This window comes from Citrobacter sp. BIDMC107, from assembly GCF_001037575.1.
Taxonomy (GTDB): Bacteria; Pseudomonadota; Gammaproteobacteria; order Enterobacterales; family Enterobacteriaceae; genus Citrobacter; species Citrobacter freundii.
Genome location: NZ_KQ089848.1, coordinates 4,409,796 through 4,435,551, shown reverse-complemented (window position 1 = coordinate 4,435,551; position 25,756 = coordinate 4,409,796). Strand labels below are relative to the sequence as shown.

29 protein-coding genes and 1 pseudogene are annotated in these 25,756 nt (G+C 52.0%); 20 read left to right on the top strand and 10 right to left on the bottom strand.

All coding sequences use genetic code 11. The features are described from left to right. Nucleotides 1-48 precede the first annotated feature (48 nt). The 8 genes from tcyN to SK39_RS20560 form a co-directional block, all read right to left on the bottom strand. The gene (tcyN, locus tag SK39_RS20595) at nucleotides 49-801 is read right to left on the bottom strand and encodes an L-cystine ABC transporter ATP-binding protein TcyN (RefSeq protein ID WP_003030477.1); all 753 of its coding nucleotides are present in this window, start codon (nucleotides 799-801) and stop codon (nucleotides 49-51) included. Next, nucleotides 798-1,466, bottom strand: a complete 669-nt coding sequence (gene tcyL / locus SK39_RS20590; protein WP_003030474.1) for a cystine ABC transporter permease — start codon at nucleotides 1,464-1,466, stop codon at nucleotides 798-800. Before tcyL ends, tcyN begins: the two co-directional genes overlap by 4 nt. A gap of 21 nt (nucleotides 1,467-1,487) precedes the next feature. Continuing rightward, entirely contained in the window at nucleotides 1,488-2,474 is a 987-nt protein-coding gene (dcyD, locus tag SK39_RS20585) for a D-cysteine desulfhydrase (protein ID WP_048217379.1), read from the bottom strand. A 108-nt stretch (nucleotides 2,475-2,582) separates the two neighbouring features. Then, nucleotides 2,583-3,383 carry a cystine ABC transporter substrate-binding protein gene (gene tcyJ, locus SK39_RS20580; RefSeq protein WP_003030469.1) on the bottom strand — a complete coding sequence of 267 codons (801 nt, stop codon included), beginning with the start codon at nucleotides 3,381-3,383 and terminating at the stop codon, nucleotides 2,583-2,585. 99 nt (nucleotides 3,384-3,482) lie between these two features. Beyond that, nucleotides 3,483-4,034, bottom strand: coding sequence for a flagella biosynthesis regulatory protein FliZ (gene fliZ, locus SK39_RS20575; protein WP_016150547.1), 552 nt, complete (start codon nucleotides 4,032-4,034; stop codon nucleotides 3,483-3,485). A gap of 57 nt (nucleotides 4,035-4,091) precedes the next feature. Continuing rightward, nucleotides 4,092-4,811: an RNA polymerase sigma factor FliA gene (locus tag SK39_RS20570; RefSeq protein WP_003030465.1), complete on the bottom strand. Its 720-nt coding sequence runs from the start codon at nucleotides 4,809-4,811 to the stop codon at nucleotides 4,092-4,094. Between the two features lie 196 nt (nucleotides 4,812-5,007). Next, entirely contained in the window at nucleotides 5,008-6,210 is a 1,203-nt protein-coding gene (fliB, locus tag SK39_RS20565) for a flagellin lysine-N-methylase (RefSeq protein WP_048217378.1), read from the bottom strand. A gap of 79 nt (nucleotides 6,211-6,289) precedes the next feature. After that, complete coding sequence (locus SK39_RS20560) at nucleotides 6,290-7,558, bottom strand: flagellin FliC (RefSeq protein WP_048217377.1); 1,269 nt, start codon at nucleotides 7,556-7,558, stop codon at nucleotides 6,290-6,292. 255 nt (nucleotides 7,559-7,813) lie between these two features. On the opposite strand from SK39_RS20560, the gene fliD reads away from it, so the two are divergent. The 4 genes from fliD (at nucleotide 7,814) to amyA (ending at nucleotide 11,564) form a co-directional block, all read left to right on the top strand. Continuing rightward, nucleotides 7,814-9,214, top strand: coding sequence for a flagellar filament capping protein FliD (gene fliD / locus SK39_RS20555; protein WP_032936833.1), 1,401 nt, complete (start codon nucleotides 7,814-7,816; stop codon nucleotides 9,212-9,214). Between the two features lie 15 nt (nucleotides 9,215-9,229). Further along, nucleotides 9,230-9,637 carry a flagellar export chaperone FliS gene (gene fliS / locus SK39_RS20550; RefSeq protein ID WP_032936832.1) on the top strand — a complete coding sequence of 136 codons (408 nt, stop codon included), beginning with the start codon at nucleotides 9,230-9,232 and terminating at the stop codon, nucleotides 9,635-9,637. Then, nucleotides 9,637-10,008: a flagella biosynthesis regulatory protein FliT gene (gene fliT, locus SK39_RS20545; RefSeq protein WP_048217376.1), complete on the top strand. Its 372-nt coding sequence runs from the start codon at nucleotides 9,637-9,639 to the stop codon at nucleotides 10,006-10,008. The genes fliS and fliT overlap by 1 nt, the downstream gene beginning before the upstream one ends. A 68-nt stretch (nucleotides 10,009-10,076) precedes the next feature. Continuing rightward, nucleotides 10,077-11,564 (top strand): alpha-amylase, encoded by a 1,488-nt coding sequence (gene amyA, locus SK39_RS20540; RefSeq protein WP_048217375.1) that lies wholly within the window; start codon nucleotides 10,077-10,079, stop codon nucleotides 11,562-11,564. Nucleotides 11,565-11,604: 40 nt separating this feature from the next. Here the strand turns inward: amyA and yedD are convergent, their stop codons facing one another. Beyond that, on the bottom strand, nucleotides 11,605-12,018 hold the full coding sequence (gene yedD, locus SK39_RS20535; RefSeq protein WP_003030454.1) for a lipoprotein YedD: 414 nt from the start codon (nucleotides 12,016-12,018) through the stop codon (nucleotides 11,605-11,607). Between the two features lie 185 nt (nucleotides 12,019-12,203). On the opposite strand from yedD, the gene yedE reads away from it, so the two are divergent. Both yedE and yedF read left to right on the top strand, forming a co-directional pair. Further along, on the top strand, nucleotides 12,204-13,409 hold the full coding sequence (gene yedE, locus SK39_RS20530; protein WP_048217374.1) for a selenium metabolism membrane protein YedE/FdhT: 1,206 nt from the start codon (nucleotides 12,204-12,206) through the stop codon (nucleotides 13,407-13,409). Then, complete coding sequence (yedF, locus tag SK39_RS20525; protein WP_048217373.1) at nucleotides 13,406-13,639, top strand: sulfurtransferase-like selenium metabolism protein YedF; 234 nt, start codon at nucleotides 13,406-13,408, stop codon at nucleotides 13,637-13,639. Before yedE ends, yedF begins: the two co-directional genes overlap by 4 nt. 55 nt (nucleotides 13,640-13,694) lie before the next feature. On the opposite strand, the gene fliE is transcribed toward yedF, so the two are convergent. After that, nucleotides 13,695-14,009, bottom strand: a complete 315-nt coding sequence (gene fliE, locus SK39_RS20520) for a flagellar hook-basal body complex protein FliE (protein ID WP_003030448.1) — start codon at nucleotides 14,007-14,009, stop codon at nucleotides 13,695-13,697. Between the two features lie 216 nt (nucleotides 14,010-14,225). Here fliE and fliF point away from each other — a divergent pair, with 216 nt between their 5' ends. From fliF to rcsA, 14 genes and pseudogenes are all read left to right on the top strand, one after another. Next, nucleotides 14,226-15,899, top strand: a complete 1,674-nt coding sequence (fliF, locus tag SK39_RS20515; protein WP_003839087.1) for a flagellar basal-body MS-ring/collar protein FliF — start codon at nucleotides 14,226-14,228, stop codon at nucleotides 15,897-15,899. Next, the gene (gene fliG / locus SK39_RS20510) at nucleotides 15,892-16,890 is read left to right on the top strand and encodes a flagellar motor switch protein FliG (protein WP_003030443.1); all 999 of its coding nucleotides are present in this window, start codon (nucleotides 15,892-15,894) and stop codon (nucleotides 16,888-16,890) included. Before fliF ends, fliG begins: the two co-directional genes overlap by 8 nt. Then, on the top strand, nucleotides 16,883-17,590 hold the full coding sequence (fliH, locus tag SK39_RS20505) for a flagellar assembly protein FliH (protein ID WP_048217372.1): 708 nt from the start codon (nucleotides 16,883-16,885) through the stop codon (nucleotides 17,588-17,590). Before fliG ends, fliH begins: the two co-directional genes overlap by 8 nt. Next, entirely contained in the window at nucleotides 17,590-18,960 is a 1,371-nt protein-coding gene (gene fliI / locus SK39_RS20500; RefSeq protein WP_003030440.1) for a flagellar protein export ATPase FliI, read from the top strand. Before fliH ends, fliI begins: the two co-directional genes overlap by 1 nt. 21 nt (nucleotides 18,961-18,981) lie before the next feature. Further along, nucleotides 18,982-19,425, top strand: a complete 444-nt coding sequence (gene fliJ / locus SK39_RS20495; RefSeq protein ID WP_003839084.1) for a flagellar export protein FliJ — start codon at nucleotides 18,982-18,984, stop codon at nucleotides 19,423-19,425. Then, nucleotides 19,422-20,636, top strand: coding sequence for a flagellar hook length control protein FliK (fliK, locus tag SK39_RS20490; RefSeq protein ID WP_032936829.1), 1,215 nt, complete (start codon nucleotides 19,422-19,424; stop codon nucleotides 20,634-20,636). Before fliJ ends, fliK begins: the two co-directional genes overlap by 4 nt. Before the next feature lie 104 nt (nucleotides 20,637-20,740). Beyond that, complete coding sequence (fliL, locus tag SK39_RS20485; protein ID WP_003030435.1) at nucleotides 20,741-21,208, top strand: flagellar basal body-associated protein FliL; 468 nt, start codon at nucleotides 20,741-20,743, stop codon at nucleotides 21,206-21,208. 4 nt (nucleotides 21,209-21,212) lie between these two features. Continuing rightward, on the top strand, nucleotides 21,213-22,217 hold the full coding sequence (fliM, locus tag SK39_RS20480) for a flagellar motor switch protein FliM (protein WP_003030434.1): 1,005 nt from the start codon (nucleotides 21,213-21,215) through the stop codon (nucleotides 22,215-22,217). After that, on the top strand, nucleotides 22,214-22,627 hold the full coding sequence (gene fliN, locus SK39_RS20475) for a flagellar motor switch protein FliN (RefSeq protein ID WP_003030433.1): 414 nt from the start codon (nucleotides 22,214-22,216) through the stop codon (nucleotides 22,625-22,627). The genes fliM and fliN overlap by 4 nt, the downstream gene beginning before the upstream one ends. Continuing rightward, on the top strand, nucleotides 22,627-23,004 hold the full coding sequence (fliO, locus tag SK39_RS20470) for a flagellar biosynthetic protein FliO (RefSeq protein WP_121540187.1): 378 nt from the start codon (nucleotides 22,627-22,629) through the stop codon (nucleotides 23,002-23,004). The genes fliN and fliO overlap by 1 nt, the downstream gene beginning before the upstream one ends. Beyond that, nucleotides 23,004-23,741: a flagellar type III secretion system pore protein FliP gene (gene fliP, locus SK39_RS20465; RefSeq protein WP_003030427.1), complete on the top strand. Its 738-nt coding sequence runs from the start codon at nucleotides 23,004-23,006 to the stop codon at nucleotides 23,739-23,741. Before fliO ends, fliP begins: the two co-directional genes overlap by 1 nt. 9 nt (nucleotides 23,742-23,750) lie before the next feature. Then, nucleotides 23,751-24,020, top strand: coding sequence for a flagellar biosynthesis protein FliQ (fliQ, locus tag SK39_RS20460; RefSeq protein WP_003030425.1), 270 nt, complete (start codon nucleotides 23,751-23,753; stop codon nucleotides 24,018-24,020). A gap of 8 nt (nucleotides 24,021-24,028) precedes the next feature. Continuing rightward, nucleotides 24,029-24,824 (top strand): annotated as a pseudogene (gene fliR, locus SK39_RS20455) (flagellar biosynthetic protein FliR). A gap of 278 nt (nucleotides 24,825-25,102) precedes the next feature. Beyond that, nucleotides 25,103-25,726, top strand: a complete 624-nt coding sequence (gene rcsA, locus SK39_RS20450; RefSeq protein WP_003030421.1) for a transcriptional regulator RcsA — start codon at nucleotides 25,103-25,105, stop codon at nucleotides 25,724-25,726. Nucleotides 25,727-25,756: the final 30 nt, after the last annotated feature.

Here is a 25,756-nt window from a genome sequence, read left to right as displayed (position 1 = left end):
CGAAGAGCACTCGCCAGAAACAATCCCGGCGAGTGCCATATTCACTATTTATTGCATCAAAAACTTTTCAAGAAACTGACGGGTACGTGGCTGCTGCGGGTGCGTGAATAAGGACTTTGCTGGTCCCTGCTCGACTATCCGTCCTTGATCCATAAATATCGCTCTATCGGCGACATCGCGAGCAAAGCTCATTTCATGCGTCACAATTACCATGGTGCGTTTTTCCTGCGCCAGTTGGCGGATGGTATTAAGTACCTCGCCAACCAGTTCAGGATCAAGCGCGGAGGTCGGTTCATCAAAAAGAATAACCTCAGGTCGCATCGCCAGCGCCCGGGCAATCGCTACGCGCTGCTGCTGTCCACCCGATAAACGCCGCGGATAGCTGGTTTCTTTACCTGCCAGCCCGACTTTCGCCAGCAACTCACGCGCACGAGCTGTCGCTTCAGCTTTTGGTTCACCTTTTACTATCACCGGCCCTTCAATAATGTTTTCCAGCACTGTCCGATGGGGAAACAAATTAAAGTTCTGGAACACAAAACCGACGTGCTGGCGTAACTGACGAATCAGCCCTTTCTGCTGGGTCAACGAACGCGCGGTATCAATGGTAATCTCACCTACTTTAATGGTGCCCGCCTCCGGTTGCTCCAGCAAATTAATGCTACGCAGCAGCGTGGTTTTGCCCGATCCGCTCGGCCCGATAATCGCTACTACTTCACCAGGTTTGACGTCAAGATCGATCCCATGCAGCACCGTTTGCCCATGAAATTTTTTGACCAGGTTTCTGACTTCGATAGCACTCATTTCGGCTCTCTCTCCTGGCGGTTCAGTTGTTCTTCAAAATAGTTTTGCAGCGCAGAAAGCACCGTCGCCATCACCCAGTAAATCAACGAGGCCGCCAGATACATCGTAAAGACTTCCAACGTACGCGAGGTAATCAGCTGCGCCTGACGGAACAGTTCCGGTACCTGAATAGTGGCGGCCAAAGAGGTATCTTTCACCAGACTGATAAAGCTGTTGCTCAGCGGCGGCAACGCAACGCGCGCAGCCTGTGGCAGGATTGCCCGGCGCATGGTCTGCCAGCGCGTCATACCAATACTGGCACCCGCCTCCCACTGTCCTTTGTCGATGGAAGAGATTGCCGCACGCAGGGTTTCCGCAGCGTAGGCGGCTGTATTAAGCGACAAGCCAATCATCGCCGCCGGGATGGGATCAAGCTCAATTCCAAACTGCGGCAGACCGTAATAAATCATAAACAGCTGGGCAATCAGCGGCGTTCCGCGAAAGATAGAGATATAAAAACGCGCCAGCCAGCGCACAGGCAACAGCGGCGACAGACGCATCAACGCCAGGATAAACCCCAGCACGAGGCCAAAAAACATCCCGCCGATACTCAGTTGCAGCGTAAAAACCGCGCCTTTGAGCAGATACGGCAGGGAATCAATTACCAGTTGGATACTTTCATGCATTAGCGTTTTTCGACCTGGTTGTTACACGTGAGGATGGTAGGCAAACAGTGCAGGCGCCCCACCGGTATGGATAAAGAGGATTGGCCCTTCATCTTTGAAGCGCTTCTGGCTGATGCCGTCAATCAAACCCGCCATCGCCTTACCGGTATACACCGGATCCAACAAAATGCCTTCGAGGCGCGCCAGCAGTTTTACTGCCTCCATGCCTTCTTCGTTTGGCGTACCGTAGCCCGGCGCATAATAATCATCCCATAACAGGATATCCGCTGAGGCCGTCAGCTCCAGTTCACGGGCAATATCCTGCTGCAACGTGACAACTTTTGGTTTTTGATCGGCGACGCTACGCGAAACGGTCACGCCGATAAGCTCGACGTCTGGCATCAGTTGCTCCAGCCCCACCGCCAGCCCGGCATGCGTTCCCGCACTGCCCGACGCGACCACCACGGAAGAGAGCGAAACGGGCCCTTCACACTGCTGGGCAATTTCCAGCGCGCTTTCCACATAACCCATCGCCCCCAGAGCATTAGAGCCCCCAACAGGGATCACATACGGGCGGAACCCTTGCGCTTCAATGCGCGTCGCCAGCTCCTGCAACTGCGCATTCGGATCGGTTAGCGCGTCACACATTTCGATCTGCGTATTAAACAGATCCAACAGCAGACGGTTGCCATTGGTGAGATAGTTTTCCGCCGTGGTGCCAATCGGATTTTCCAACAGCGCCACGCAGTGCAGGCCAAGCTTAGCCGCTACCGCCGCCGTCTGGCGAACATGGTTAGACTGGATGGCACCCGCGGTTATCAGCGTATCAGCGCCTTCACGCAGTGCGTCTGCGGCCAGGAACTCCAGCTTACGCAGCTTATTGCCGCCCATGGCCATCGGCGTGACGTCATCGCGTTTGATGAAAATATCGCGCCCAAGGTAGTCGGAGAAACGTGGAAGATATTCGAGCGGCGTTGGCGCGCCAATAAATACCAGACGTGGAAAGCGCGTTAAGTTATGCAGCGGCATACAGCCTCCGGTATTCGTTGTTGTGATGTTCTTTTTATTATGCACGTTCAGGCGCAATGAAATAAAAAAAGGCGCTGTTAAAGGCGCCTTTTTTTCAGCGGATGACGATTATTTCGTCACATCCGCTCCAAACCATTTTTCAGACAGGGCTTTCAGCGTACCGTCTTTCTGCATTTCAGCAATGGCCGCATCAACCGCTTTCAGCAGATCTTCATTGCCTTTGCGCAGCGCCACGCCGGACTCCTGACGGGAGAACGCTTCACCGGTCACAGCCAGCGTATCCTTGGTTTTCTTGACCAGATCCAGCGCCGCCAGACGGTCAACCAGAATGGCGTCGATACGGCCTACACGCAGATCCTGGTATTTGGTCGGATCATCATCATAGGTACGAATATCCACGCCCTGCACGTTCTGGCGCAGCCACTCTTCATAGTTGGTGCCCAGACCAACGCCGACTTTTTTACCTTTCAGATCGGCAGCGGTCTTAATAACGCCTTCATTGCCTTTTTTCACCAGCGCCTGAATACCAGAAACCGTATACGGGGTAGAGAAATCGTATTTTTTCTTACGTTCGTCAGAGATGGTCACCTGGTTGATGACCACATCAATGCGCTTGGAATCAAGAGAGGCCAGCATACCGTCCCACTTGGTCGGCTTCAGGTTAGCTTTCACCCCAAGGTGCTTGGCCAGTTCCTCAGCGAATTCCACTTCGAAACCGGTCAGCTTGCCGTCATCGCCCTGAAAACTAAACGGGGGATAGGTCCCTTCCAGGCCCACCAGCAGCGTGCCGCGCTCTTTAACTTTATTTAACAGACCTTCATCTGCATAAGTCTTTACGCTCATTCCGGCGACAAGTGCAACAGCCATTACACCCATCAGAGCCTGACGTCCCAGAAGTGCTAATTTCATAGTTACCCCGAATATTGTCATTAGTGACTATCATTTTGACTACAGTGTAAAACGTTTGCTGTGATCCACAAACACGACTCTGTTACACCTTATTCGTTTTTAATATATATCAGAACTGGCTGTCCAGGAGGATTTCTGCATATGCCCTATATGCGTATGGGCTTTAAACTGCTCATACTTACGTAAGGCGATGCGGTAATTGTTGGTGCTGGTTTCCGGCAGCCACGGGGCAAGGTTTTCGTCGAGGAACCCTTCCTGTAGCAGATCGTGAGAGATATTTTGTTCGGTCAGGTGATTCCCGAGGCGACGCAGACGGACAACGTATTCACGTACCGTACCGTGACTCATTTCGGTCTGCTCAAATAAAAACTGTTTAAAACCGATAATATCGAAAAAGTCGCTCTGCTCTTTGCAATGCAAATCACCGCAAAAACGACACAGTGCCACCCACTCTTTTTTCTCCTGCTCCCACTCGGCTTCATCCAACAAAGTGTCCAGGCGGGCGATAGCGATTTTATTCACAATTTGCCCGCGACGAACCAGCGTGATCCTGTCGAGCAACTTAAAGCAATGGGCGCAATGCGTCTGGCTGTGTTTGAAATCTTTGAGGTAGCGGCTTAGAGGCCGTCTTTTTGATTGCTGCACCGTCATGAGAACTCCTGGTAGTCAATTCGTAATGCGGCATTGTTCAGGGGTAATAATGTACCCCTATAGCTTACCCAGCTTGGTGCGTAGACGTTTGATGGCCTGACTGTGCAACTGGCTGACCCGTGATTCCCCGACTTCCAGTACTGCGCCAATCTCTTTCAGATTCAGCTCTTCCTGGTAGTACAGCGTTAACACCAGCTTTTCGCGCTCCGGCAACGCCTCGATCGCGTCCATCACGCGCTGGCGGAGGTTACCCTCAAGAAGCTGTTGTAACGGGTTTTCCTGCTGATGTTCTTCCGTCACCAGCTCAATACTATCGCCATGCTCTTCCCGCCACTCGTCATAAGAGAAGAGTTGGCTGTTATTGGTATCGAGCAACATCTGACGATACTCTTGTACAGGAATAGCCAGACGCGCCGCCACTTCGGTTTCCGTCGCGTTGCGTCCTAATTCCTGCTCCAGTTGTCCCATCGCCTGTGCCACTTCGCGAGCATTGCGCCGAACGCTACGCGGCACCCAATCCCGGCTACGTAGTTCGTCCAGCATTGCTCCACGAATACGCTGCACTGCGTAAGTAGTAAATGCCGTTCCTTGCAAAGCGTCATATCGGTCAACGGCATTCAATAACCCGATGCCGCCCGCTTGTAGCAGGTCATCCAGTTCTACGCTCGCCGGCAAACGCACCTGAAGGCGCAATGCTTCGTGACGCACCAACGGTACATAACGCTGCCACAGCGAGTGTTTATCCATTACACCTTCAGCGGTATACAGTGAATTCACGATAAACAGCCCTGCGTTAAATGAGTTATCGGCATGATTATCCGTTTCTGCAGGGGGTTCTATCGGAGGAATAAGGCTATAAAAGAAGGGTTATTTCACTTATGTAGGTTATGGGGTTATTTCGCAGAGAAAATAATCAACTATAAATCAAATGGTTAACGTGCCAGGGATGCGCTTTCACGCATCCCTGGTAAAATTATGTCAAGAGATGAATCATCGACAGGTCATCACCCGTTCTGACGGTCTCGATGTGCTTGTGAAAATTCTCATGGACGGTAGGATTATGCTGGCTTCGCGAATGGAAGCTGTAGACGATATTGATCACATCTTCTTCCTCAAGGTATGTTCTTTCGTAGGCACTTGCGGCGATCAACATTTTGATGAAGTAGTATTCAACGCCTATCATGTATAAGGATCGTAACGGATCTACGTTCTTTTGATTAGGGAAATTGTTTTCCCAAATCTTATACAAAATAAGATTTTTAAGATCGAATCCAGTCTCATCCTGTTGTTCGTAAACCTTCTGCCAGGTCGCCTCTAGTCTGGCGATCCCCTCATCTACAGACTGCATATCGTCCTGAGTTAACGTTCTCAGTAAACACTGAATATAGTAATTCAACACCCCACTCGCTCGACTCCCGTCGATACTGCGGAAATAATCTTGCAACAAAAGCGCTAAGGATAATTTGATATTTCGATCCGCCGAGAAATCTGACAACTCTTTTCTTAACTCACCCGATTGAAGTTGAGCCAACAGTGCATGATAAACGGGTTCAATCTCGGCCAATGCGGTATTATCAACCGCCTTAAATTTCTCGATAAATAGCGTAAACTTAATCAGCGCATAAAGTCCGGCGTTGATATCACGCCCAGCCTGATCAACAAGACTTAAACAAAAAAGATTCAACAATTTCTGCTGTGGTGTAAGCGCGAGTTTAGCATTAGCCTGCGGTTTAACGATGCTTTTTTCATTTAACATCATCGCATTCGGGTCTGTTAATACAATGCTAGCAACCTCAGGGCAGGATAAATTTAGCGATTTTCTCACATCATTTTTATAAGTGCGCTCAACACGCGGGAATGCCTGACAAATCGGACTTAACGCCTGGACCCCGAGCGTTTTTTGTACCTGGCACAGACTCTCTTCAGTGAGGTATGGGCAGTTCCCTGTGTTATCCGCAAGTTTAATCATCCCCCACTGCATAATATCTTTCTTAAGCAGAATAATATTCTCTTTAGCAATATTTCTAATATTCTCATTTTTACTGGAGACATACTTATTCACCGTTGCCTTATCCAGATGTATATTCCAGCCTTTACAGCAATGATCGCGACATTGCGTGCCAGTGCACTGAAACGTAGTCACAAAATGGGGTTCAGTAACGGTAATTTCTTGCATTCTTCAGACTCCAGTATAGAAAAAAGGCAGCTTGCGCTGCCTTTATTGTCTCTAATGACTGAGTAATCCAATCGATGGATTAACGCAGTAAAGAGAGGACGTTTTGCGTGGTCTGGTTAGCCTGTGCCAGAACAGAGGTGCCCGCCTGCTGCAGGATCTGCGCACGAGACATGTTAGACACTTCGGTCGCGTAGTCGGAGTCTTCAATACGGCTACGAGCAGAAGACAGGTTGTTCACAGTGTTACCCAGGTTGGTGATTGCAGATTCAAAACGGTTTTGAACAGCACCCAACTGGCTACGGAATGCATCAACTTTATTTAAAGCATCATCAATTTTAGATAACGGATCAATATCGGATTTCACAGTCACATCCGCAGTTCCGGCTTTAACTTTACCGTCAGTATCAAAAGTTGCGGCCTTAAATGTAGAAGTGCCATCATTTGCTAATGTACGAACGGCATAAGCGTCTTTACCATCACTATCTTTGTACTTAACTAATGATTCATTGCCTTTTAAATCGCTCGTATCAATCTTCACGTCGCGATTTAAGGTTGCAACTGCCGTAGGGTTTACAGCAGTGACTTCCTTACTTGAGTCAAAACTAATCGCACCGGTAGCAGCATCAACGTTAGCATCATAAAACTTAGGAGTACCAGTTGTGGTGTCATCTTTGATAAAGTACTTACCACTTTTATCCTGAGTTAAGCTTAATTTATTAGCAGCTAGCCCACCAGTTGCGCTATCAGTAAACTTAGTCGAGTCAACAGTTGTTCCAACTTTTAAGGTTGACTTATCACTAATGGTACTTGCAACCCCTTTGGATACATCAAGTTTATCCAGCCCTAATTCAGTTTTATCAATTTTTTGCAGGTCAATGGTAATAGTCTCACCATCATTTGCACCTACCTGAATAGTCAATTGACCATCCTGGCTTAATACTTTTTTACCGTTGAAGTCAGTCTGCTCTGCAACACGGTTGACTTCATTCAAACGCTGATCGATTTCATCTTGAATAGATTTCAGGTCGGAATCTGAGTTAGAACCGTTCGCCGCCTGCACAGACAGTTCACGCACACGCTGCAGGTTGTTGTTGATTTCGTTCAGAGCACCTTCAGTGGTCTGCGCGATAGAGATACCGTCGTTAGCGTTACGGGATGCCTGAGTCAGGCCTTTGATGTTAGAAGTGAAGCGGTTAGCGATCGCCTGGCCAGCAGCATCGTCTTTCGCGCTATTGATGCGCAGACCAGAGGACAGACGTTCGATAGCAGAGCCCAGAGCGGACTGAGATTTGTTCAGGTTGTTTTGGGTCAACAGCGACAGGCTGTTTGTATTGATGACTTGTGCCATGATCTTTTCCTTATCAATTACAACTCGATGTTATTGGGCTGTTGCCCACGGTTTCTGACCGTAACCCATGTATCGGCACCTTAAATTCGAACTTTAGAAAATTTTTAGTTTCCGTCGTTTTTTTTCTTAGCCCGCGAAATACCCTCTATATGCACCACTATTCTGCGCATTATTTTCACCAAACTATCATTAAACTTTGCGCGCAGACTGCCGATAACCCGCATAACAATTGTTTGCAATCACAAGGAATCGGGCATGGCTTCATTTACATCATTGGGCGTAGGCTCAGGCTTACCACTGGATACGTTGCTAAACAACCTGACTATTGCTGAGAAAAAACGTTTAAATCCAATTACTCAGCAACAGAGCGATAATACCGCCCGCCTGACGGCCTACGGTACGTTAAAGAGCGCGCTGGAAAAATTCCAGACGGCCAATACGGCATTAAATAAACCGGAACTGTTCAGAAGCAGTAATGTGACCAGCAGTACCGAAGATCTGAAAGTCACCACGGAAGCTGGCGCGGCACCGGGTATTTATACCATCAGCGTTACGCAGCTGGCGCAGGCACAATCTTTAAGTACTGCAACGGTTGGTTCAAACAAAGAGGCTCTCGGTGACGGTTCAGCCACCCGTACCATTAAAATTGAGCAGCCGGGCCGCAAAGAGCCGCTGGAGATTAAACTGTCGCAGGACAAAACCACGCTGGATGATATCAGTAAGGCGATCAACGATTCCGATAGCGGTATCTCTGCCAGTATCGTCAAGGTGAATGACAATGAGTTTAAACTGGTACTGACCGCCGCCGAAGGTCTGGACAGCAAGATGACCATCTCGGTAGACGGCGACAGCAAGCTAAATGATCTGCTGGCTTATGACAGCAAAACCGGTACCGGTAAAATGGATGAACGTGTAGTCGCGCAAAACGCACAATTAACCATGAACGGGATCCCGATCGAGCGCCAGAGCAATAAAGTGACCGATGCGCCGCAGGGCGTCACGCTGGAACTGACCAAAAAAGTCACTGATGCCCGCGTGACCGTGACCAAAAGCAATGACAAAGCGACAGAAGCCATCAAAGGCTGGGTTGATGCTTATAACTCGCTGATTGATACCTTCAATACGCTGACCAAGTATAAAGCGGTTGATGCCGGGGCTGAAGGTCAGGATAAAGATAACGGCGCGCTGGTGGGCGATAGCGTGGTACGTACCATTCAGACCGGTATTCGCGCACAGTTTGCTAACTCCGGTAGCGAAGGTGCCTTTAAGACACTGAATGAAATTGGCATCAAACAAGATGGCAAAACCGGCAAGATGACCATCGATGATACCAAGCTGAAAAAAGCACTGGATGAAAACACCTCTTCAGTACGTGAACTGCTGGCGGGCGACGGTAAAGAAACCGGTATTACCACCAAGATTGCCGCTGAAGTGAAAAGTTATCTGGCTGATGACGGCATTATCGACAATGCGCAAGACACGATTAATGCCACGCTGAAAAAACTGACCAAACAGTATCTGTCAGTTAGCGCCAGCATTGATGACATGGTTGCGCGCTATACGGCGCAGTTTACCCAGCTTGATAGCATGATGAGCAAACTGAATAACACCAGTACCTATCTGGGCCAACAATTTACAGCGATGAATAAATCCTGATAACACGAGGTAAGCATGTATACCGCGAGCGGTACCAAAGCCTATGCACAGGTCAGCGTGGAAAGCGCCGTGATGAGCGCCAGCCCACATCAGCTGATTGAAATGTTGTTTGACGGCGCGAACAGCGCCCTCGTGCGCGCTCGCCTGTTTATGCAACAGGGTGATATCGTCGCCAAAGGTGAGGCCTTAAGCAAAGCCATTAACATTATCGACAATGGTCTGAAAGCAGGCCTGGATCAGGAAACTGGCGGTGAAATCGCCACCAACCTGTCCTCGCTGTATGACTATATGATCCGCCGTTTACTGCAAGCTAACTTGCGTAATGATTGTCAGGCCATTGAAGAAGTCGAAGGGTTACTCGGCAACATTGCAGATGCCTGGAAACAGATCTCACCGAAAGCGTCGTCCCAGGAGCCTCGTTAATGACCTCAGCCGTGGAGTTTATCAACCGTTGGCAGCGCATCGCGCTACTCAGTCACTCGCTGCTGGAACTGGCGCAGCGCGGTGAATGGGACCTTTTACTGGAACAGGAAGTTACCTATCTGCAAAGTATTGAAGTGGTCATGGAAGTGCAAACTCCACCGGGAATTACGCGAAGTATTCAGGATTTAGTGGCCGGGTATATTAAACAGACGCTGGATAATGAACAATTACTCAAAACGTTGTTGCAGCAGCGCCTGGATGAACTCAGCAACCTCATCGGCCAGTCGACACGCCAAAAGACGCTGAATAACGCCTATGGACGTCTTTCCGGCATGCTGCTGGTACCCGACGCCCCCACTACGCCACAATAATTTCCCGTCTCGTCTGAATTATCTTCCATACTCCAGAGGTCGGCCAAACGACTTCTGGAGCACGGAAGATGAAAAATCCCACATTATTGCAGTACTTCCACTGGTATTACCCTGATGGCGGCCAACTCTGGCCCGAACTTGCCGAACGCGCAAGCGGACTCAATGATATCGGCATCAATATGGTATGGCTGCCCCCAGCCTATAAAGGCGCGTCCGGCGGCTATTCCGTTGGCTATGACTCCTACGATCTGTTTGATCTGGGCGAATTCGACCAAAAGGGAACCGTCGCCACCAAATACGGCGATAAAAACCAGCTGCTGGCGGCGATTGACGCGCTGAAACACAATGATATTGCCGTACTGCTGGACGTGGTGGTTAACCACAAAATGGGCGCGGATGAGAAAGAAAAGATCCGCGTCCAGCGCGTTAACGCCGAAGATCGCACGCAAATAGACGATGAGATTATCGAATGCGAAGGCTGGACGCGCTACACCTTCCCTGCCCGCGCAGGCCAGTACTCGCAATTCATTTGGGATTTCAAATGCTTCAGCGGCATTGACCATATAGAGAATCCCACCGAAGACGGCATTTTCAAAATCGTTAACGATTACACCGGCGAAGGCTGGAACGATCAGGTTGATGATGAGTTGGGTAATTTTGATTATCTGATGGGAGAAAATATCGATTTTCGTAATCACGCCGTCACCGAGGAAATCAAATACTGGGCGCGCTGGGTGATGGATCAAACCCATTGCGACGGCTTTCGCCTGGATGCCGTCAAGCACATTCCGGCCTGGTTTTATAAAGAGTGGATTGAGCACGTGCAGGAAGTCGCGCCAAAACCGCTGTTTATCGTCGCGGAATACTGGTCCCACGAAGTCGATAAGCTACAAACCTACATCAACCAGGTAGAGGGGAAAACCATGCTGTTCGACGCCCCCCTACAGATGAAGTTTCACGAAGCGTCCCGTCAGGGCCGCGATTATGACATGAGCCAGATTTTCACCGATACCCTGGTAGAAGCAGATCCGTTTCATGCCGTCACGCTGGTGGCCAATCACGACACCCAACCTTTACAGGCACTCGAAGCCCCCGTCGAGCCGTGGTTTAAGCCGCTGGCCTATGCGCTGATCTTGCTGCGTGAAAATGGCGTACCGTCGGTGTTTTACCCTGACCTCTACGGAGCGCATTACGAAGACACCGGCGGCGATGGCGAAACCTATCCTATCGACATGCCGATCATTGAACAGCTTGATGAACTGATCCTCGCGCGCCAGCGCTTCGCACACGGGGTACAGACGCTCTTTTTCGATCATCCTAACTGTATCGCTTTTAGCCGCAGCGGAACGGACGACGATCCCGGCTGTGTGGTGGTACTGTCAAACGGCGATGACGGGGAAAAGACCATCAATCTCGGCGCGAATTACGGCAATAAAACCTGGCGTGACTATCTGGGAAATCGCGAGGAAAGCGTGGTCACCGATGAAAACGGTGAAGCAACGTTTTTCTGTAACGGCGGGAGCGTCAGCGTGTGGGTGATTGAGGACGTGTTGTAAAGTTCAACCCCGGTGGCCAGAGGCTACCGGGGCGTACGGTTTATGGCAGCGGTGTGGCCAGCGGCGTTTTCTTTAACGCGTCAGCACATTCCTGCGTCGGGCGATCCACCCGTTGCAGCGTCATACCGTCATATTCCAGCGTATTGCCTTCGCGTTCGATCTCATACAGCTCGCGTTTCACCGTCACGTTGGTGAGATCGCCAGAGAGCATCGTCAGTTTCCCCGGCAGCGCGATCACCCGCTGCCACTGGCGACAATCCAGCGTATCGCCCTCTTTCGTTATCACCAGGCTGGCAATCGCTTCCGGGCTTACCAGACTGCGTTGCGGACCTTTTGACTGCCAGTATCCTTCCAGACCGGCTGGCGCTGGCGTTTTCACCACGTCGTTATAATTTTCTACTTCGGCGCATCCGGTAAGCGCCAGAAATACACCAACGATTGCTAATTTTTTCATCATTCATCCTGCATGCGAAGAAAATGGGATTGTGGCATTAAAGGCCTGATGTCGCCAGCCTTTCGGCAGCGTTGAGAAAGATTGATCCAGACGGTATTACCTCTTATTACTCATAGTCAAAAATTATGAACGGTGTAGTATCCACACTTCTTGTTACATACCTTCTGAGTTCAGAGGCGCAACGCATGTCATGGCAACACTTCAAACAGGCCTGGTTAATTAAATTTTGGGCCCCCGCCCCTGCGGTCATCGCAGCGGGTATTCTCTCCACTTATTATTTCGGCATTACGGGAACCTTCTGGGCCGTTACCGGTGAATTCACCCGTTGGGGTGGGCAAATCCTGCAACTGTTTGGCGTGCACGCCGAAGAGTGGGGATACTACAAGCTGATTCATCTCGAAGGCTCGCCCCTGACCCGCATTGACGGCATGATGATCCTCGGTATGTTCGGTGGCTGTTTTGCTGCCGCACTGTGGGCTAACAACGTCAAGTTACGCATGCCGCGCAGTCGGGTGCGCATTATGCAGGCGATAGTCGGCGGGATGATCGCCGGATTCGGCGCCCGGCTCGCGATGGGCTGCAACCTGGCCGCATTCTTCACCGGCATTCCACAGTTCTCGCTACATGCCTGGTTTTTCGCACTGGCAACGGCAATCGGCTCATGGTTTGGCGCACGCTTTACCCTGCTGCCAATGTTTCGTATTCCGGTCAAAATGCAGAAAGTTTCCGCCGCTTCGCCGTTAACGCAAAAGCCGGATCAGGCCCGTCGCCGTTTCCGCCTTGGCATGCTGGTGTTTATCGGCATGATCGGCTGGGCGCTACTCACCGCGATGGATAAACCCAAGCTCGGTCTGGCGATGCTGTTTGGCGTTGGGTTCGGTCTGCTGATTGAACGGGCGCAAATCTGCTTCACCTCCGCCTTCCGCGACCTGTGGATTTCTGGTCGCACCCATATGGCAAAAGCGATCATCTTCGGGATGGCGGTCAGCGCCATCGGTATCTTTAGCTACGTGCAACTGGGCGTCGAGCCTAAAATCATGTGGGCGGGTCCAAATGCGGTGATCGGCGGCTTGCTGTTCGGCTTTGGCATCGTTTTAGCGGGCGGATGTGAAACCGGCTGGATGTACCGCGCCGTTGAAGGCCAGGTGCATTACTGGTGGGTTGGTCTGGGCAACGTTATTGGCTCGACCATTCTGGCCTACTACTGGGATGATTTTGCTCCCGCGCTTGCCACCAACTGGGACAAAGTGAATTTGCTCAACACCTTCGGTCCGCTCGGTGGTCTGCTGGTAACCTATCTGCTGTTGTTTGCCGCGCTGATGCTCATTATCCGCTGGGAAAAACGCTTCTTCCGTCGCGCAGGACTGACGCCTGCCAAGGAGTCTGTATGAAAAATATCGTGCCTGATTATCGCCTCGATATGGTCGGCGAACCGTGTCCATACCCGGCTGTCGCCACGCTGGAAGCGATGCCGCAATTGAAGAAAGGTGAAGTTCTGGAAGTGGTGAGCGATTGCCCGCAGTCAATCAACAATATTCCACTGGATGCGCGTAATCACGGCTATACGGTGCTGGATATTCAGCAGGATGGCCCAACGATCCGCTATTTGATTCAGAAGTAACTGGTTGCCGGATGGTCGCTGCGCTTATCCGGCAAACAATCTCTGCACGTTAAACCTACACCTGCATCGACATCACTTCCTGGTAGGCCGACACCAGTTTGTTACGTACCTGAATACCCATCTGCATCGAGACCGACGCTTTTTGCATATCGGTCATCACATCATTTAACGCAATACCCGGCTCACCGAGGGTAAATTTCTCAGCCTGCGTACGGGACGCGGTTTGCACATCGCTGATTCGGTCTAACGCCGCATGCAGCTGACCGGCAAAACTCACGGTCGGTTGTGGCTGCATATCCTGCATTTTTGCTGACATCGCCGTGGCCTGTAACTGGCTGATGACCCCTTCAATCCCCTGTATTGCCGACATTCTGATCCCCTGGATGATTTTTTACTTAGCTGAGATTACCAGTTAGTCAATAAGATAAAGGCGTTAAATAACGATAAAAAACCACGGTTTTTAACGCATAGAAAAATTCGAAACCGCAAATAATGAGACCGTCAATTTTTCGAGTTTGCTGACCCGGGAGTGAGTCTTGTTCCACTTTGCAAAAAACGCCGTCCACGATAAGCCACGAGGTGCGAGATGAGTGCGACAGCATCGACTGCAACCCAGCTTAAACCTCTCGAGTGGTTAAACCGCCTGCGCGCGAATCCCAGAATTCCTCTGATTGTGGCGGGAGCCGCTGCCGTCGCTATCATCGTGGCGATGGTCCTGTGGGCCAAAACACCTGACTACCGCACACTGTTCAGCAACCTATCCGATCAGGATGGTGGCGCGATTGTCACCCAACTGACGCAGATGAACGTTCCCTATCGTTTTACTGAGGGAAGCGGTGCTATAGAAGTTCCTGCCGATAAAGTTCACGAATTGCGGTTACGTCTGGCACAACAAGGTCTGCCGAAGGGCGGCGCCGTTGGCTTTGAGCTGCTGGATCAGGAAAAGTTTGGTATTAGCCAGTTTAGCGAGCAGGTCAACTACCAGCGTGCGCTGGAAGGTGAATTAGCCCGTACTATTGAAACGCTGGGACCGGTAAAACGCGCCCGCGTGCATCTGGCAATGCCAAAACCGTCGCTGTTTGTGCGTGAGCAAAAAGCGCCTTCAGCCTCCGTGACCGTTAACCTTGAACCGGGTCGCGCATTGGATGAAGGTCAAATCAGTGCGGTCACGCATCTGGTTTCCAGCGCTGTTGCAGGCTTGCCGCCGGGCAACGTTACGCTGGTCGACCAGGCGGGTCATCTGTTAACTCAGTCGAACACCAGCAGCCGCGATCTTAACGATGCGCAGTTGAAATACGCCAGCGATGTCGAAGGGCGCGTTCAACGTCGTATCGAATCGATCCTGTCGCCGATTGTCGGCAACGGTAACGTACATGCGCAGGTCACCGCGCAACTGGATTTTGCTAATAAAGAGCAAACCGAAGAACAGTACCGTCCAAACGGTGATGATTCCCAGGCCGTGCTGCGTTCACGCCAGTTAAACGTCAGCGAGCAGATCGGGAGCGGAGCGCCAGGCGGCGTACCGGGCGCATTGTCTAATCAACCAGCACCGGCTAATACCGCGCCAATCGCCACCCCTCCGGCTAATCAGCAAAATGCGCAAACCACGCAAACGGCAAATAACAACAATAATGCTGGTCCACGCAGTACGCAGCGTAATGAAACCAGCAACTATGAAGTCGACCGTACCATTCGCCACACCAAAATGAACGTCGGCGATGTACAGCGTCTCTCGGTTGCAGTGGTGGTCAACTATAAAACGTTGCCGGACGGTAAACCGCTGCCGTTAACCGCCGATCAGATGAAACAGATTGAGGACCTGACCCGCGAAGCGATGGGCTTCTCCGACAAGCGTGGCGATACCCTGAACGTGGTGAATTCACCCTTCACGGCGACCGACGATTCCATTGGCGAACTGCCGTTCTGGAAACAGCAGGTCTTTATTGAACAGTTGATGACCGCTGGCCGTTGGTTGCTGGTGCTGCTTGTTGCCTGGATCCTGTGGCGTAAGGCTGTTCGCCCGCAGTTGGTTCGCCGCAGCGAAGAAGCCAAAGCGGTACAAGAGCAAACGCGTATCCGTCAGGAAACCGAAGAAGCGGTAGAAGTTCGCCTCAGCAAAGACGAACAAACCCAGCAGCGTCGTACGAATCAACGTCTGGGTGCAGAAGTGATGAGCCAGCGTATTCGTGAAATGTCAGATAACGATCCGCGCGTCGTGGCGCTGGTCATTCGCCAGTGGATGAGTAACGATCATGAGTAATGCCCTTACCGGTACCGATAAAAGCGTCATCCTGCTGATGACCATTGGCGAAGATCGCGCGGCTGAGGTATTTAAACACCTTTCCACGCGCGAAGTTCAGGCGCTCAGTACAGCGATGGCGAACGTACGCCAGATCTCCAACAAACAGTTGACGGAAGTGCTGGCCGAGTTTGAGCAAGAAGCAGAACAATTTGCCGCGCTGAATATCAACGCCAACGAATATCTGCGCTCCGTGCTGGTGAAAGCGCTGGGCGAGGAACGCGCCTCCAGCCTGCTGGAAGATATTCTGGAAACCCGCGATACCACCAGCGGCATTGAAACGCTCAACTTTATGGAGCCACAAAGCGCCGCCGACCTTATCCGCGACGAGCATCCACAGATTATCGCCACCATTCTGGTGCACCTCAAACGGGGCCAGGCCGCCGATATTCTGGCGCTGTTCGACGAGCGTTTACGTCACGACGTGATGCTGCGTATCGCCACCTTCGGCGGCGTGCAGCCTGCCGCGCTGGCAGAACTGACCGAGGTACTGAACGGTCTGCTCGATGGTCAGAACCTCAAGCGCAGCAAAATGGGCGGCGTGAGAACGGCAGCAGAAATTATCAACCTGATGAAAACTCAGCAGGAAGAAGCGGTTATTACCGCCGTACGCGAATTCGACGGCGAGCTGGCACAGAAAATTATCGACGAGATGTTCCTGTTCGAAAACCTGGTGGACGTCGACGATCGCAGTATCCAGCGCCTGTTGCAGGAAGTGGATTCCGAATCACTGCTGATTGCCCTGAAAGGTGCCGAACAGCCGCTACGCGAGAAGTTCCTGCGCAACATGTCGCAACGTGCTGCCGATATTCTGCGCGACGACCTTGCCAACCGCGGCCCGGTGCGTTTGTCGCAGGTGGAAAACGAACAGAAAGCAATTCTGCTTATTGTGCGTCGTCTGGCGGAAACCGGCGAGATGGTGATAGGCAGCGGCGAGGATACTTATGTCTAACGAACTGCCGTGGAAAGTCTGGACTCCGGACGACCTCGCCCCACCGATGGCGGAGTTTGTACTGGCCGACCACAGCGAAACGCCGCTGTCAGAAGAAGCTGAAGAGCCACCGCTTTCCGCAGAGCAACAGCTTGAACAGCAGCTCGCACAGCTGCAAATGCAGGCCCATGAGCAAGGGTATAACGCGGGGCTGGCGGAAGGTCGACAGAAAGGTCACGAACAAGGCTATCAGGAAGGTCTGAGCCAGGGGCTGGAGCAAGGCCAGAACCAGGCGCGAGCACAGCATGCGCCGATCCATGCCCGCATGCAGCAGCTGGTGAGTGAGTTTCAGAATACGCTGGACGCGCTGGATAGCGTCATTGCCTCGCGACTGATGCAAATGGCGCTGGAAGCTGCGCGTCAGGTGATTGGTCAGACGCCAATCGTGGATAACGCGGCGCTGATTAAGCAAATCCAACAGTTATTGCAACAGGAACCGCTGTTTAGCGGTAAACCGCAGCTGCGCGTACATCCGGACGATCTCCAGCGTGTGGAGGAGATGCTCGGTGCCACTCTCAGCCTGCACGGCTGGCGGCTACGCGGCGATCCCACGCTGCATCACGGCGGTTGTAAAGTCTCAGCTGATGAAGGCGATCTGGATGCCAGCGTCGCCACACGGTGGCAAGAACTCTGCCGTCTGGCAGCGCCGGGAGTCGTGTAATGACCACTCGCCTGACTCGCTGGCTCAATACGCTGGACAACTTCGAAGAGAAAATGTCACTGCTGCCTGCGGTGCGTCGTTATGGTCGCCTGACCCGCGCAACCGGGCTGGTGCTGGAAGCCACGGGGTTACAGCTGCCGCTCGGTGCCACCTGCGTCATTGAACGTCAGGACGGCAACGAAACCCAGGAGGTCGAAAGCGAAGTCGTGGGCTTTAACGGTCAACGTCTGTTTCTGATGCCGCTCGAAGAAGTCGAAGGCGTTCTGCCCGGCGCGCGCGTATACGCGAAGAACATTGCCGGAGAAGGTCTGCAAAGCGGGAAGCAATTACCGCTTGGCCCTGCTCTGCTGGGTCGTGTGCTGGACGGTAGCGGCAAACCGCTCGACGGCCTGCCCGCCCCGGATACCACCGAAACCGGCGCGCTGATTACACCGCCGTTTAACCCGCTGCAACGCACCGCAATTGAACACGTCCTGGATACTGGCGTACGCCCCATCAACGCGTTGTTAACCGTTGGCCGCGGCCAGCGTATGGGGCTTTTCGCCGGTTCCGGCGTCGGTAAAAGCGTCCTGCTCGGCATGATGGCGCGCTATACCCAAGCCGATGTTATCGTCGTGGGTCTGATTGGCGAGCGTGGTCGCGAAGTTAAAGATTTTATTGAAAATATTCTCGGCGCTGACGGTCGCGCACGCTCGGTAGTGATTGCCGCTCCGGCGGACGTCTCGCCGCTGTTACGTATGCAAGGCGCGGCCTACGCCACGCGCATCGCCGAAGATTTTCGCGATCGCGGACAGCATGTATTGCTGATTATGGACTCCCTCACCCGCTACGCGATGGCACAACGTGAGATAGCCCTGGCGATCGGCGAGCCACCGGCAACCAAAGGTTATCCACCCTCAGTATTCGCTAAGTTACCGGCGCTGGTCGAACGGGCCGGAAACGGTATCCACGGAGGCGGTTCAGTCACCGCATTTTATACGGTACTGACCGAGGGTGACGACCAACAGGACCCGATTGCCGATTCCGCGCGCGCGATTCTGGACGGTCACATTGTGCTGTCTCGTCATCTGGCCGAGGCGGGTCACTATCCGGCCATCGATATTGAAGCCTCGATCAGCCGTGCCATGACCGCGCTCATTAGTGAAAAACACTATGCACGGGTGCGTAACTTTAAACAGTTGCTGTCCAGTTTCCAGCGTAACCGCGATCTGGTCAGCGTGGGGGCGTATGCCAAAGGCAGCGATCCGATGTTGGATAAAGCCATCGCCTTATGGCCGCAGCTGGAAGCATTCTTACAGCAAGGTATTTTTGAACGGGCTGACTGGGAAGATTCTCTACAAGCTTTGGAACTGATTTTCCCTGGTGTGTGATTAAGCAGGAGAGCATAGGTCATGGCACAACATGGTGCATTAGCAACATTGAAAGACCTGGCTGAAAAAGAAGTAGATGACGCTGCTGTCTTATTGGGAGAGATGCGTCGTGGCTGTCAGCAGGCGGAAGAACAGTTAAAAATGCTGATCGATTATCAGCATGAGTATCGCAACAATCTGAATACCGATATGGGCCAGGGTATTACCAGCAATCGCTGGATCAATTACCAACAATTTATTCAGACGCTGGAAAAAGCGATTGAGCAACATCGCCAACAGCTCAATCAATGGACACAGAAAGTAGACCAGGCATTGAACAGTTGGCGCGACAAAAAACAACGATTACAGGCGTGGCAGACGTTGCAGGACAGACAAACCTCGGCGGCGTTACTGGCCGAAAACCGTCTGGATCAGAAAAAAATGGATGAATTTGCTCAGCGCGCAGCTATGAGGAAACCCGAATGATTACTTTACCCCAACTGATTACCACCGACACCGATGTAGCCGCAGGTCTTCAGTCAGGCAAAGCGGTAGATTCACCCGAGGATTTTTTAGCGCTGCTGGCTGGCGCATTAGGTGCGGGCGACGCACAAGGTAAAGATGCCCCGCTGTCGCTTGCCGATTTAAAAGCGGCTGGCAGCAAGCTGCAAAAAGGGTTGCTGCAAAAAAATGGCGATGCCACACCGTCGGTCAAATTAACCGATCTGCTGGCGCAACAGGAGCTGCAAACCGAGACTTCTCTTGCCGACATGACTGACGCTCAGCAACTGTTGTCCGCTCTCACGCCTTCACTGAAAGCGAATGCCCTGACGACACTGGGCAAAGTCGCTCAGCAGGACGAAAAAAACACTACGCTGAGTGATGACGATCTCGCCAACCTGAGCGCGTTGTTCGCCATGCTGCCAGGACAACCACTGGCTACGCCTGCCGTCGACAGCGCACCAGCCCCTGTTGATGCGGCGCTTTCCGCATTGTCACGAGGCGCGGTACACGGCGCGGCGACTGATAATGCAGACGAATTACTGCCGGGCGATGCCAAAAAAGGCAAAGCGGATGTCACGATTGCTGGCGGTGGTGCTAATCAGGCAAACAATCCAACATTAACCCCGCTGACGGCAGCAGTGAACGCCAGAGCTGAAATCGACAGCACCCCGTCACCGACCAGCATTGGCATGACTGCGGCCCCGCTAAGTGGTCCACAAACACACGCACAACCGTTACCGACGGCCGCGCCGGTGTTAAGCGCTCCGTTAGGTAGCCATGAATGGCAGCAATCGCTGAGCCAGCACGTCACCTTGTTCACGCGCCAGGGCCAGCAAAGCGCAGAGCTGCGTCTGCATCCGCAGGACCTGGGTCAGGTACATATTTCGCTCAAGCTGGACGATAACCTCGCACAGTTACAAATGGTTTCACCGCACAGTCACGTGCGCGCCGCACTGGAAGCCGCATTACCGATGCTGCGTACACAGTTGGCTGAAAGCGGGATCCAACTGGGGCAAAGCAACATCAGCAGTGAAAGCTTCGCTGGCCATCAGCAGTCTTCCGGACAGCAACAGCAGTCTGGTCGCGCTCAAGGACAAGACATTTTTGCCGCTGAAGATGACGCAATACTGGCAACCCCAGCCTCGCTGCAAGCCGCTGCCCGCGGCGATGGCGCAGTAGACATCTTCGCCTAACGCCAGAGGTAGCATGATTATCCGCGTCTTTTCCACGCTTTGTCGTGGACAGGACACGGGATAATCAGCCCATAAGCTGTACCGAAACAGGAAGCCCGTATCTGATGACTGACTCCGCGATTAACAAAAAAAGTAAACGCGCTATTTGGATCCCTCTGCTGGTATTAATTACCCTCGCCGCCTGCGCAACTGCAGGTTATAGCTACTGGCGCATGCAGCAGCAGCCTTCCGCCAGCGTCAAAGCGGAACCGGCTCCACCGCCAGCCCCGGTGTTCTTTGCGCTGGATACCTTTACCGTCAATCTGGGTGATGCAGACCGTGTGCTGTATATCGGTATCACACTGCGCATGAAAGATGAGGCGACACGTTCACGTCTTAACGAATATCTGCCGGAAGTGCGCAGCCGCTTGCTGCTGCTATTTTCTCGTCAGAATGCGGCCACACTCGCCACCGAGGAAGGTAAGCAACAGCTGATTACCGCCATCAAAGAGACGCTGGCGACTCCGCTTGTTGTTGGGCAGCCGAAACAGGTTGTCACCGACGTTCTTTATACAGCTTTTATTCTGCGGTAAAGACATGGGCGACAGTATTCTTTCTCAGGCAGAAATCGACGCATTGCTGAACGGCGATAGCGAAACCAAAGACGAACCCATTTCAGGTATCGCAAAAGAAAGCGATATTCGTCCTTATGATCCCAACACTCAGCGTCGCGTGGTACGTGAGCGTTTACAGGCGTTGGAGATCATTAACGAACGCTTCGCGCGCCAGTTCCGTATGGGGTTATTTAACCTGTTGCGCCGTAGCCCGGATATTACCGTGGGGGCGATCCGTATCCAGCCTTACCACGAATTTGCGCGCAACTTGCCGGTTCCGACCAACCTGAACTTAATCCACCTGAAGCCGCTGCGCGGTACGGGTCTGGTGGTGTTCTCACCAAGTCTGGTATTTATCGCCGTAGACAACCTGTTCGGTGGTGACGGTCGTTTCCCGACGAAAGTGGAAGGCCGCGAATTTACGCACACGGAACAGCGCGTTATCAACCGCATGTTGAAGCTGGCGCTGGAAAGCTACAGCGACGCGTGGAAGGCCATCAACCCGCTGGAAGTGGAATACGTCCGTTCCGAGATGCAGGTGAAATTTACCAATATCACCACCTCCCCGAACGACATTGTGGTGAACACCCCGTTCCACGTTGAAATTGGCAACCTGACCGGTGAATTTAACATCTGTCTGCCATTCAGCATGATTGAGCCGTTGCGTGAGCTGCTGGTGAATCCGCCGCTGGAAAACTCGCGTAATGAAGATCAGAACTGGCGCAATAATCTGGTGCGTCAGGTTCAGCATTCTGAGCTGGAGCTGGTGGCAAACTTTGCCGACATTCCGCTGCGGCTATCCCAGATTTTAAAACTGAAACCCGGCGATGTACTGCCGATTGAAAAACCCGACCGCATTATTGCTCATGTGGACGGCGTGCCTGTGCTGACCAGCCAGTATGGCACTGTAAACGGTCAGTATGCGTTACGCGTAGAACATCTGATAAACCCGATTTTGAATTCGCTGAATGAGGAACAGCCCAAATGAGTGATATGAATAATCCGTCCGATGAGAACACTGGCGCATTGGACGATCTGTGGGCTGACGCGTTAAACGAGCAAAAAACCACGCCCACCAAAAGTGCGGCCGATGCGGTATTCCAGCAGTTAGGTGGCGGCGACGTCAGCGGTGCTTTGCAGGACATCGACCTGATCATGGACATTCCGGTCAAACTGACCGTCGAACTGGGCCGTACCCGCATGACCATCAAAGAGCTGCTGCGCCTGACGCAGGGGTCGGTTGTCGCACTGGATGGTCTGGCAGGCGAACCGCTGGATATCCTGATCAACGGTTATCTGATTGCCCAAGGCGAAGTCGTCGTGGTCGCGGATAAATACGGTGTGCGTATCACTGACATTATCACCCCGTCTGAACGTATGCGCCGTCTGAGCCGTTAATCATGAATACCCAGGCTACCGTTTCTCAACCCGTCGCCGTTTCCGGTTCACCGCTGGTGCAGGTAAGCGGCGCGCTGCTCGGGATCATCATCTTGATCCTGGCGGTGGCCTGGGTCATTAAACGTCTGGGGTTTGCCCCAAAAAGTACCGGTACACGCGGGCTGAAAGTCACGGCCAGCACCTCATTGGGTCCACGTGAGCGCGTGGTGATTGTCGAGGTCGAAGATGCCCGTCTGGTACTGGGTGTCACAGCCTCGCAGATTAACGTCCTGCACACCCTGCCCCCGGCACCTGCCGATGCAGAAGAAAAAACGGCCTCCCCTGCGGATTTCCAGGCCATGATGAAGAGTTTGCTTAAGCGTCCAGGGAGATCCTGATGCGCCGTTTGTTATCCCTCACGCTGGCAGGCTTGTGGCTTTTCAGTCCCGTTGCCCTCGCCCAACTCCCGGGTCTGGTTAGTCAGCCATTGCCGGGCGGCGGACAAAGCTGGTCTTTGCCCGTGCAGACACTGGTGTTCATCACCTCGCTGACGTTCCTGCCTGCAATTTTGCTGATGATGACCAGCTTCACCCGCATCATCATTGTTTTCGGTCTCCTGCGAAATGCACTGGGTACCCCCTCTGCACCACCTAACCAGGTGCTACTGGGCCTGGCGCTCTTTTTGACCTTTTTCATCATGTCGCCAGTGATCGATAAAATCTACGTCGACGCATATCAACCGTTCAGCGAAGAGAAGATCTCCATGCAGGAAGCTATGGAGAAAGGCGCCCAGCCGCTGCGTGAGTTTATGTTGCGCCAGACCCGTGAAGCCGATCTGGCCCTCTTCGCGCGCTTAGCAAACAGCGGTCCATTACAGGGACCAGAAGCCGTGCCGATGCGAATTTTGCTACCCGCTTATGTCACCAGTGAGTTGAAAACAGCATTCCAGATAGGTTTTACCATTTTTATTCCGTTTCTGATTATCGACCTGGTGATCGCCAGCGTACTGATGGCACTCGGGATGATGATGGTACCGCCAGCCACAATCGCGTTGCCGTTTAAGCTGATGCTGTTTGTGTTGGTAGACGGTTGGCAGCTACTTGTCGGCTCGCTGGCACAAAGCTTTTACAGTTAGAGGCGCGAAATGACTCCTGAATCGGTCATGATGATGGGCACAGAGGCGATGAAAGTCGCCCTGGCCCTTGCTGCACCTTTGCTGTTGGTCGCTCTCGTCACAGGTCTTATCATCAGTATTCTGCAGGCGGCGACCCAGATTAACGAAATGACGCTGTCCTTCATTCCCAAAATTGTCGCGGTGTTTATTGCCATCATTGTTGCTGGCCCGTGGATGCTTAACCTGCTGCTCGACTACGTGCGTACGCTGTTCAGCAATATCCCCTACATCATCGGGTAGACAACGTTATGTTGCAGGTGACCAGCGTTGAGTGGCTCCACTGGCTGAATTTATACTTCTGGCCTTTGCTGCGCATACTGGCGCTCATCTCAACGGCCCCCATCCTCAGTGAACGAGCCATCCCCAAACGGGTAAAGCTGGGGCTGGGGTTGATGATAACCGTCGTTATCGCCCCGTCAATTCCCGCCGTTGACGTCCCCATCTTTTCGATCGGCGCACTATGGCAGGCAATGCAACAAATCCTGATCGGTATCGCTTTAGGCTTCACCATGCAGTTTGCGTTTGCCGCGGTACGTACCGCCGGGGAATTAATTGGCCTGCAAATGGGCCTTTCCTTCGCGACGTTCTTCGATCCCGGTAGCCGTCTGAATATGCCGGTTCTGGCACGACTGATCGACATGCTCGCCATGCTGCTGTTCCTGACCTTTAACGGTCATTTATGGCTGATTTCGCTGCTGGTAGATACTTTTCATACTCTGCCCATCGGTGGCAATCCGGTGAACAGCAATGCGTTTCTCGCGCTGGCACGGGCGGGTAGCCTGATTTTCCTCAACGGGCTAATGCTGGCCCTGCCAGTAATGACGCTGCTACTCACGCTGAACCTCGCACTTGGTTTGTTAAATCGCATGGCGCCACAGCTGTCGGTTTTCGTCATCGGCTTTCCTCTCACTCTGACCGTAGGTATTTCACTGATGGCGGCGCTAATGCCATTAATTGCGCCATTCTGCGAACGATTATTCAGTGAAATTTTTAATTTACTGGCCGATATCGTCAGCGAAATGCCTGGAAAATAATAACCCTTAATTTTTATCCTGTTTTACTAAGGATTGTCCTAATTTTAAAAAGTGACAACATCCACCAGGATATCTCTGTCGCGGCTTATTTGTTTTTGCCTCACTCACATAACGCAACATTCACTTTACTTTAAGATGTTTCCTGGCAAATTATACGCAACTTTACGGGATAGTAAATTCGCCTGAAAAACAGCGAAAGCGTCATCTTGGGTCGTTATTATTCCGTTTAGTTGTGATGAAATAATCAGGTAAGGGGAATTATCGTTACGCATTGAGTGAGGGTATGCCATGTCAACGATTATTATGGATTTATGCAGTTACACCCGACTAGGGTTAACCGGGTATCTGGTAAGTCGGGGAGTGAAAAAAAGGGAAATCAACAACATTTCCAACGTTGATGAACTCAGTCTCGCCTGTGTCTCTCAACAACCCGCTGTGGTGTTTATTAATGAGGACTGCTTTATCCACGATCCTGCTAATAGCCAGCAAATAAAGCAAATCATTAATCAGCATCCCAGCACATTATTTATTGTGTTTATGGCAATTGCCAACGTGCATTTTGATGAATATCTACTCGTCAGAAAAAACTTATTGATTAGTTCTAAATCGATTAAACCTGACTCACTGGATAAACTACTTGGCGATATTCTGAAAAAAGAAGTAGATATTGCTATTGATGTGAATCTGCCGACATTATCATTAAGTCGAACCGAATCCAGCATGCTGCGTATGTGGATGGAGGGTCAGGGAACAATACAGATATCGGATCAAATGAATATCAAAGCCAAGACGGTGTCATCCCATAAGGGGAATATAAAACGAAAGATTAAGACGCATAATAAGCAAGTTATCTATCACGTTGTGAGGCTTACGGATAACGTCACCAATGGTATCTTTGTGAATATGCGCTAAGACGTTCTGACTGGTGGCGACTCCACCAGT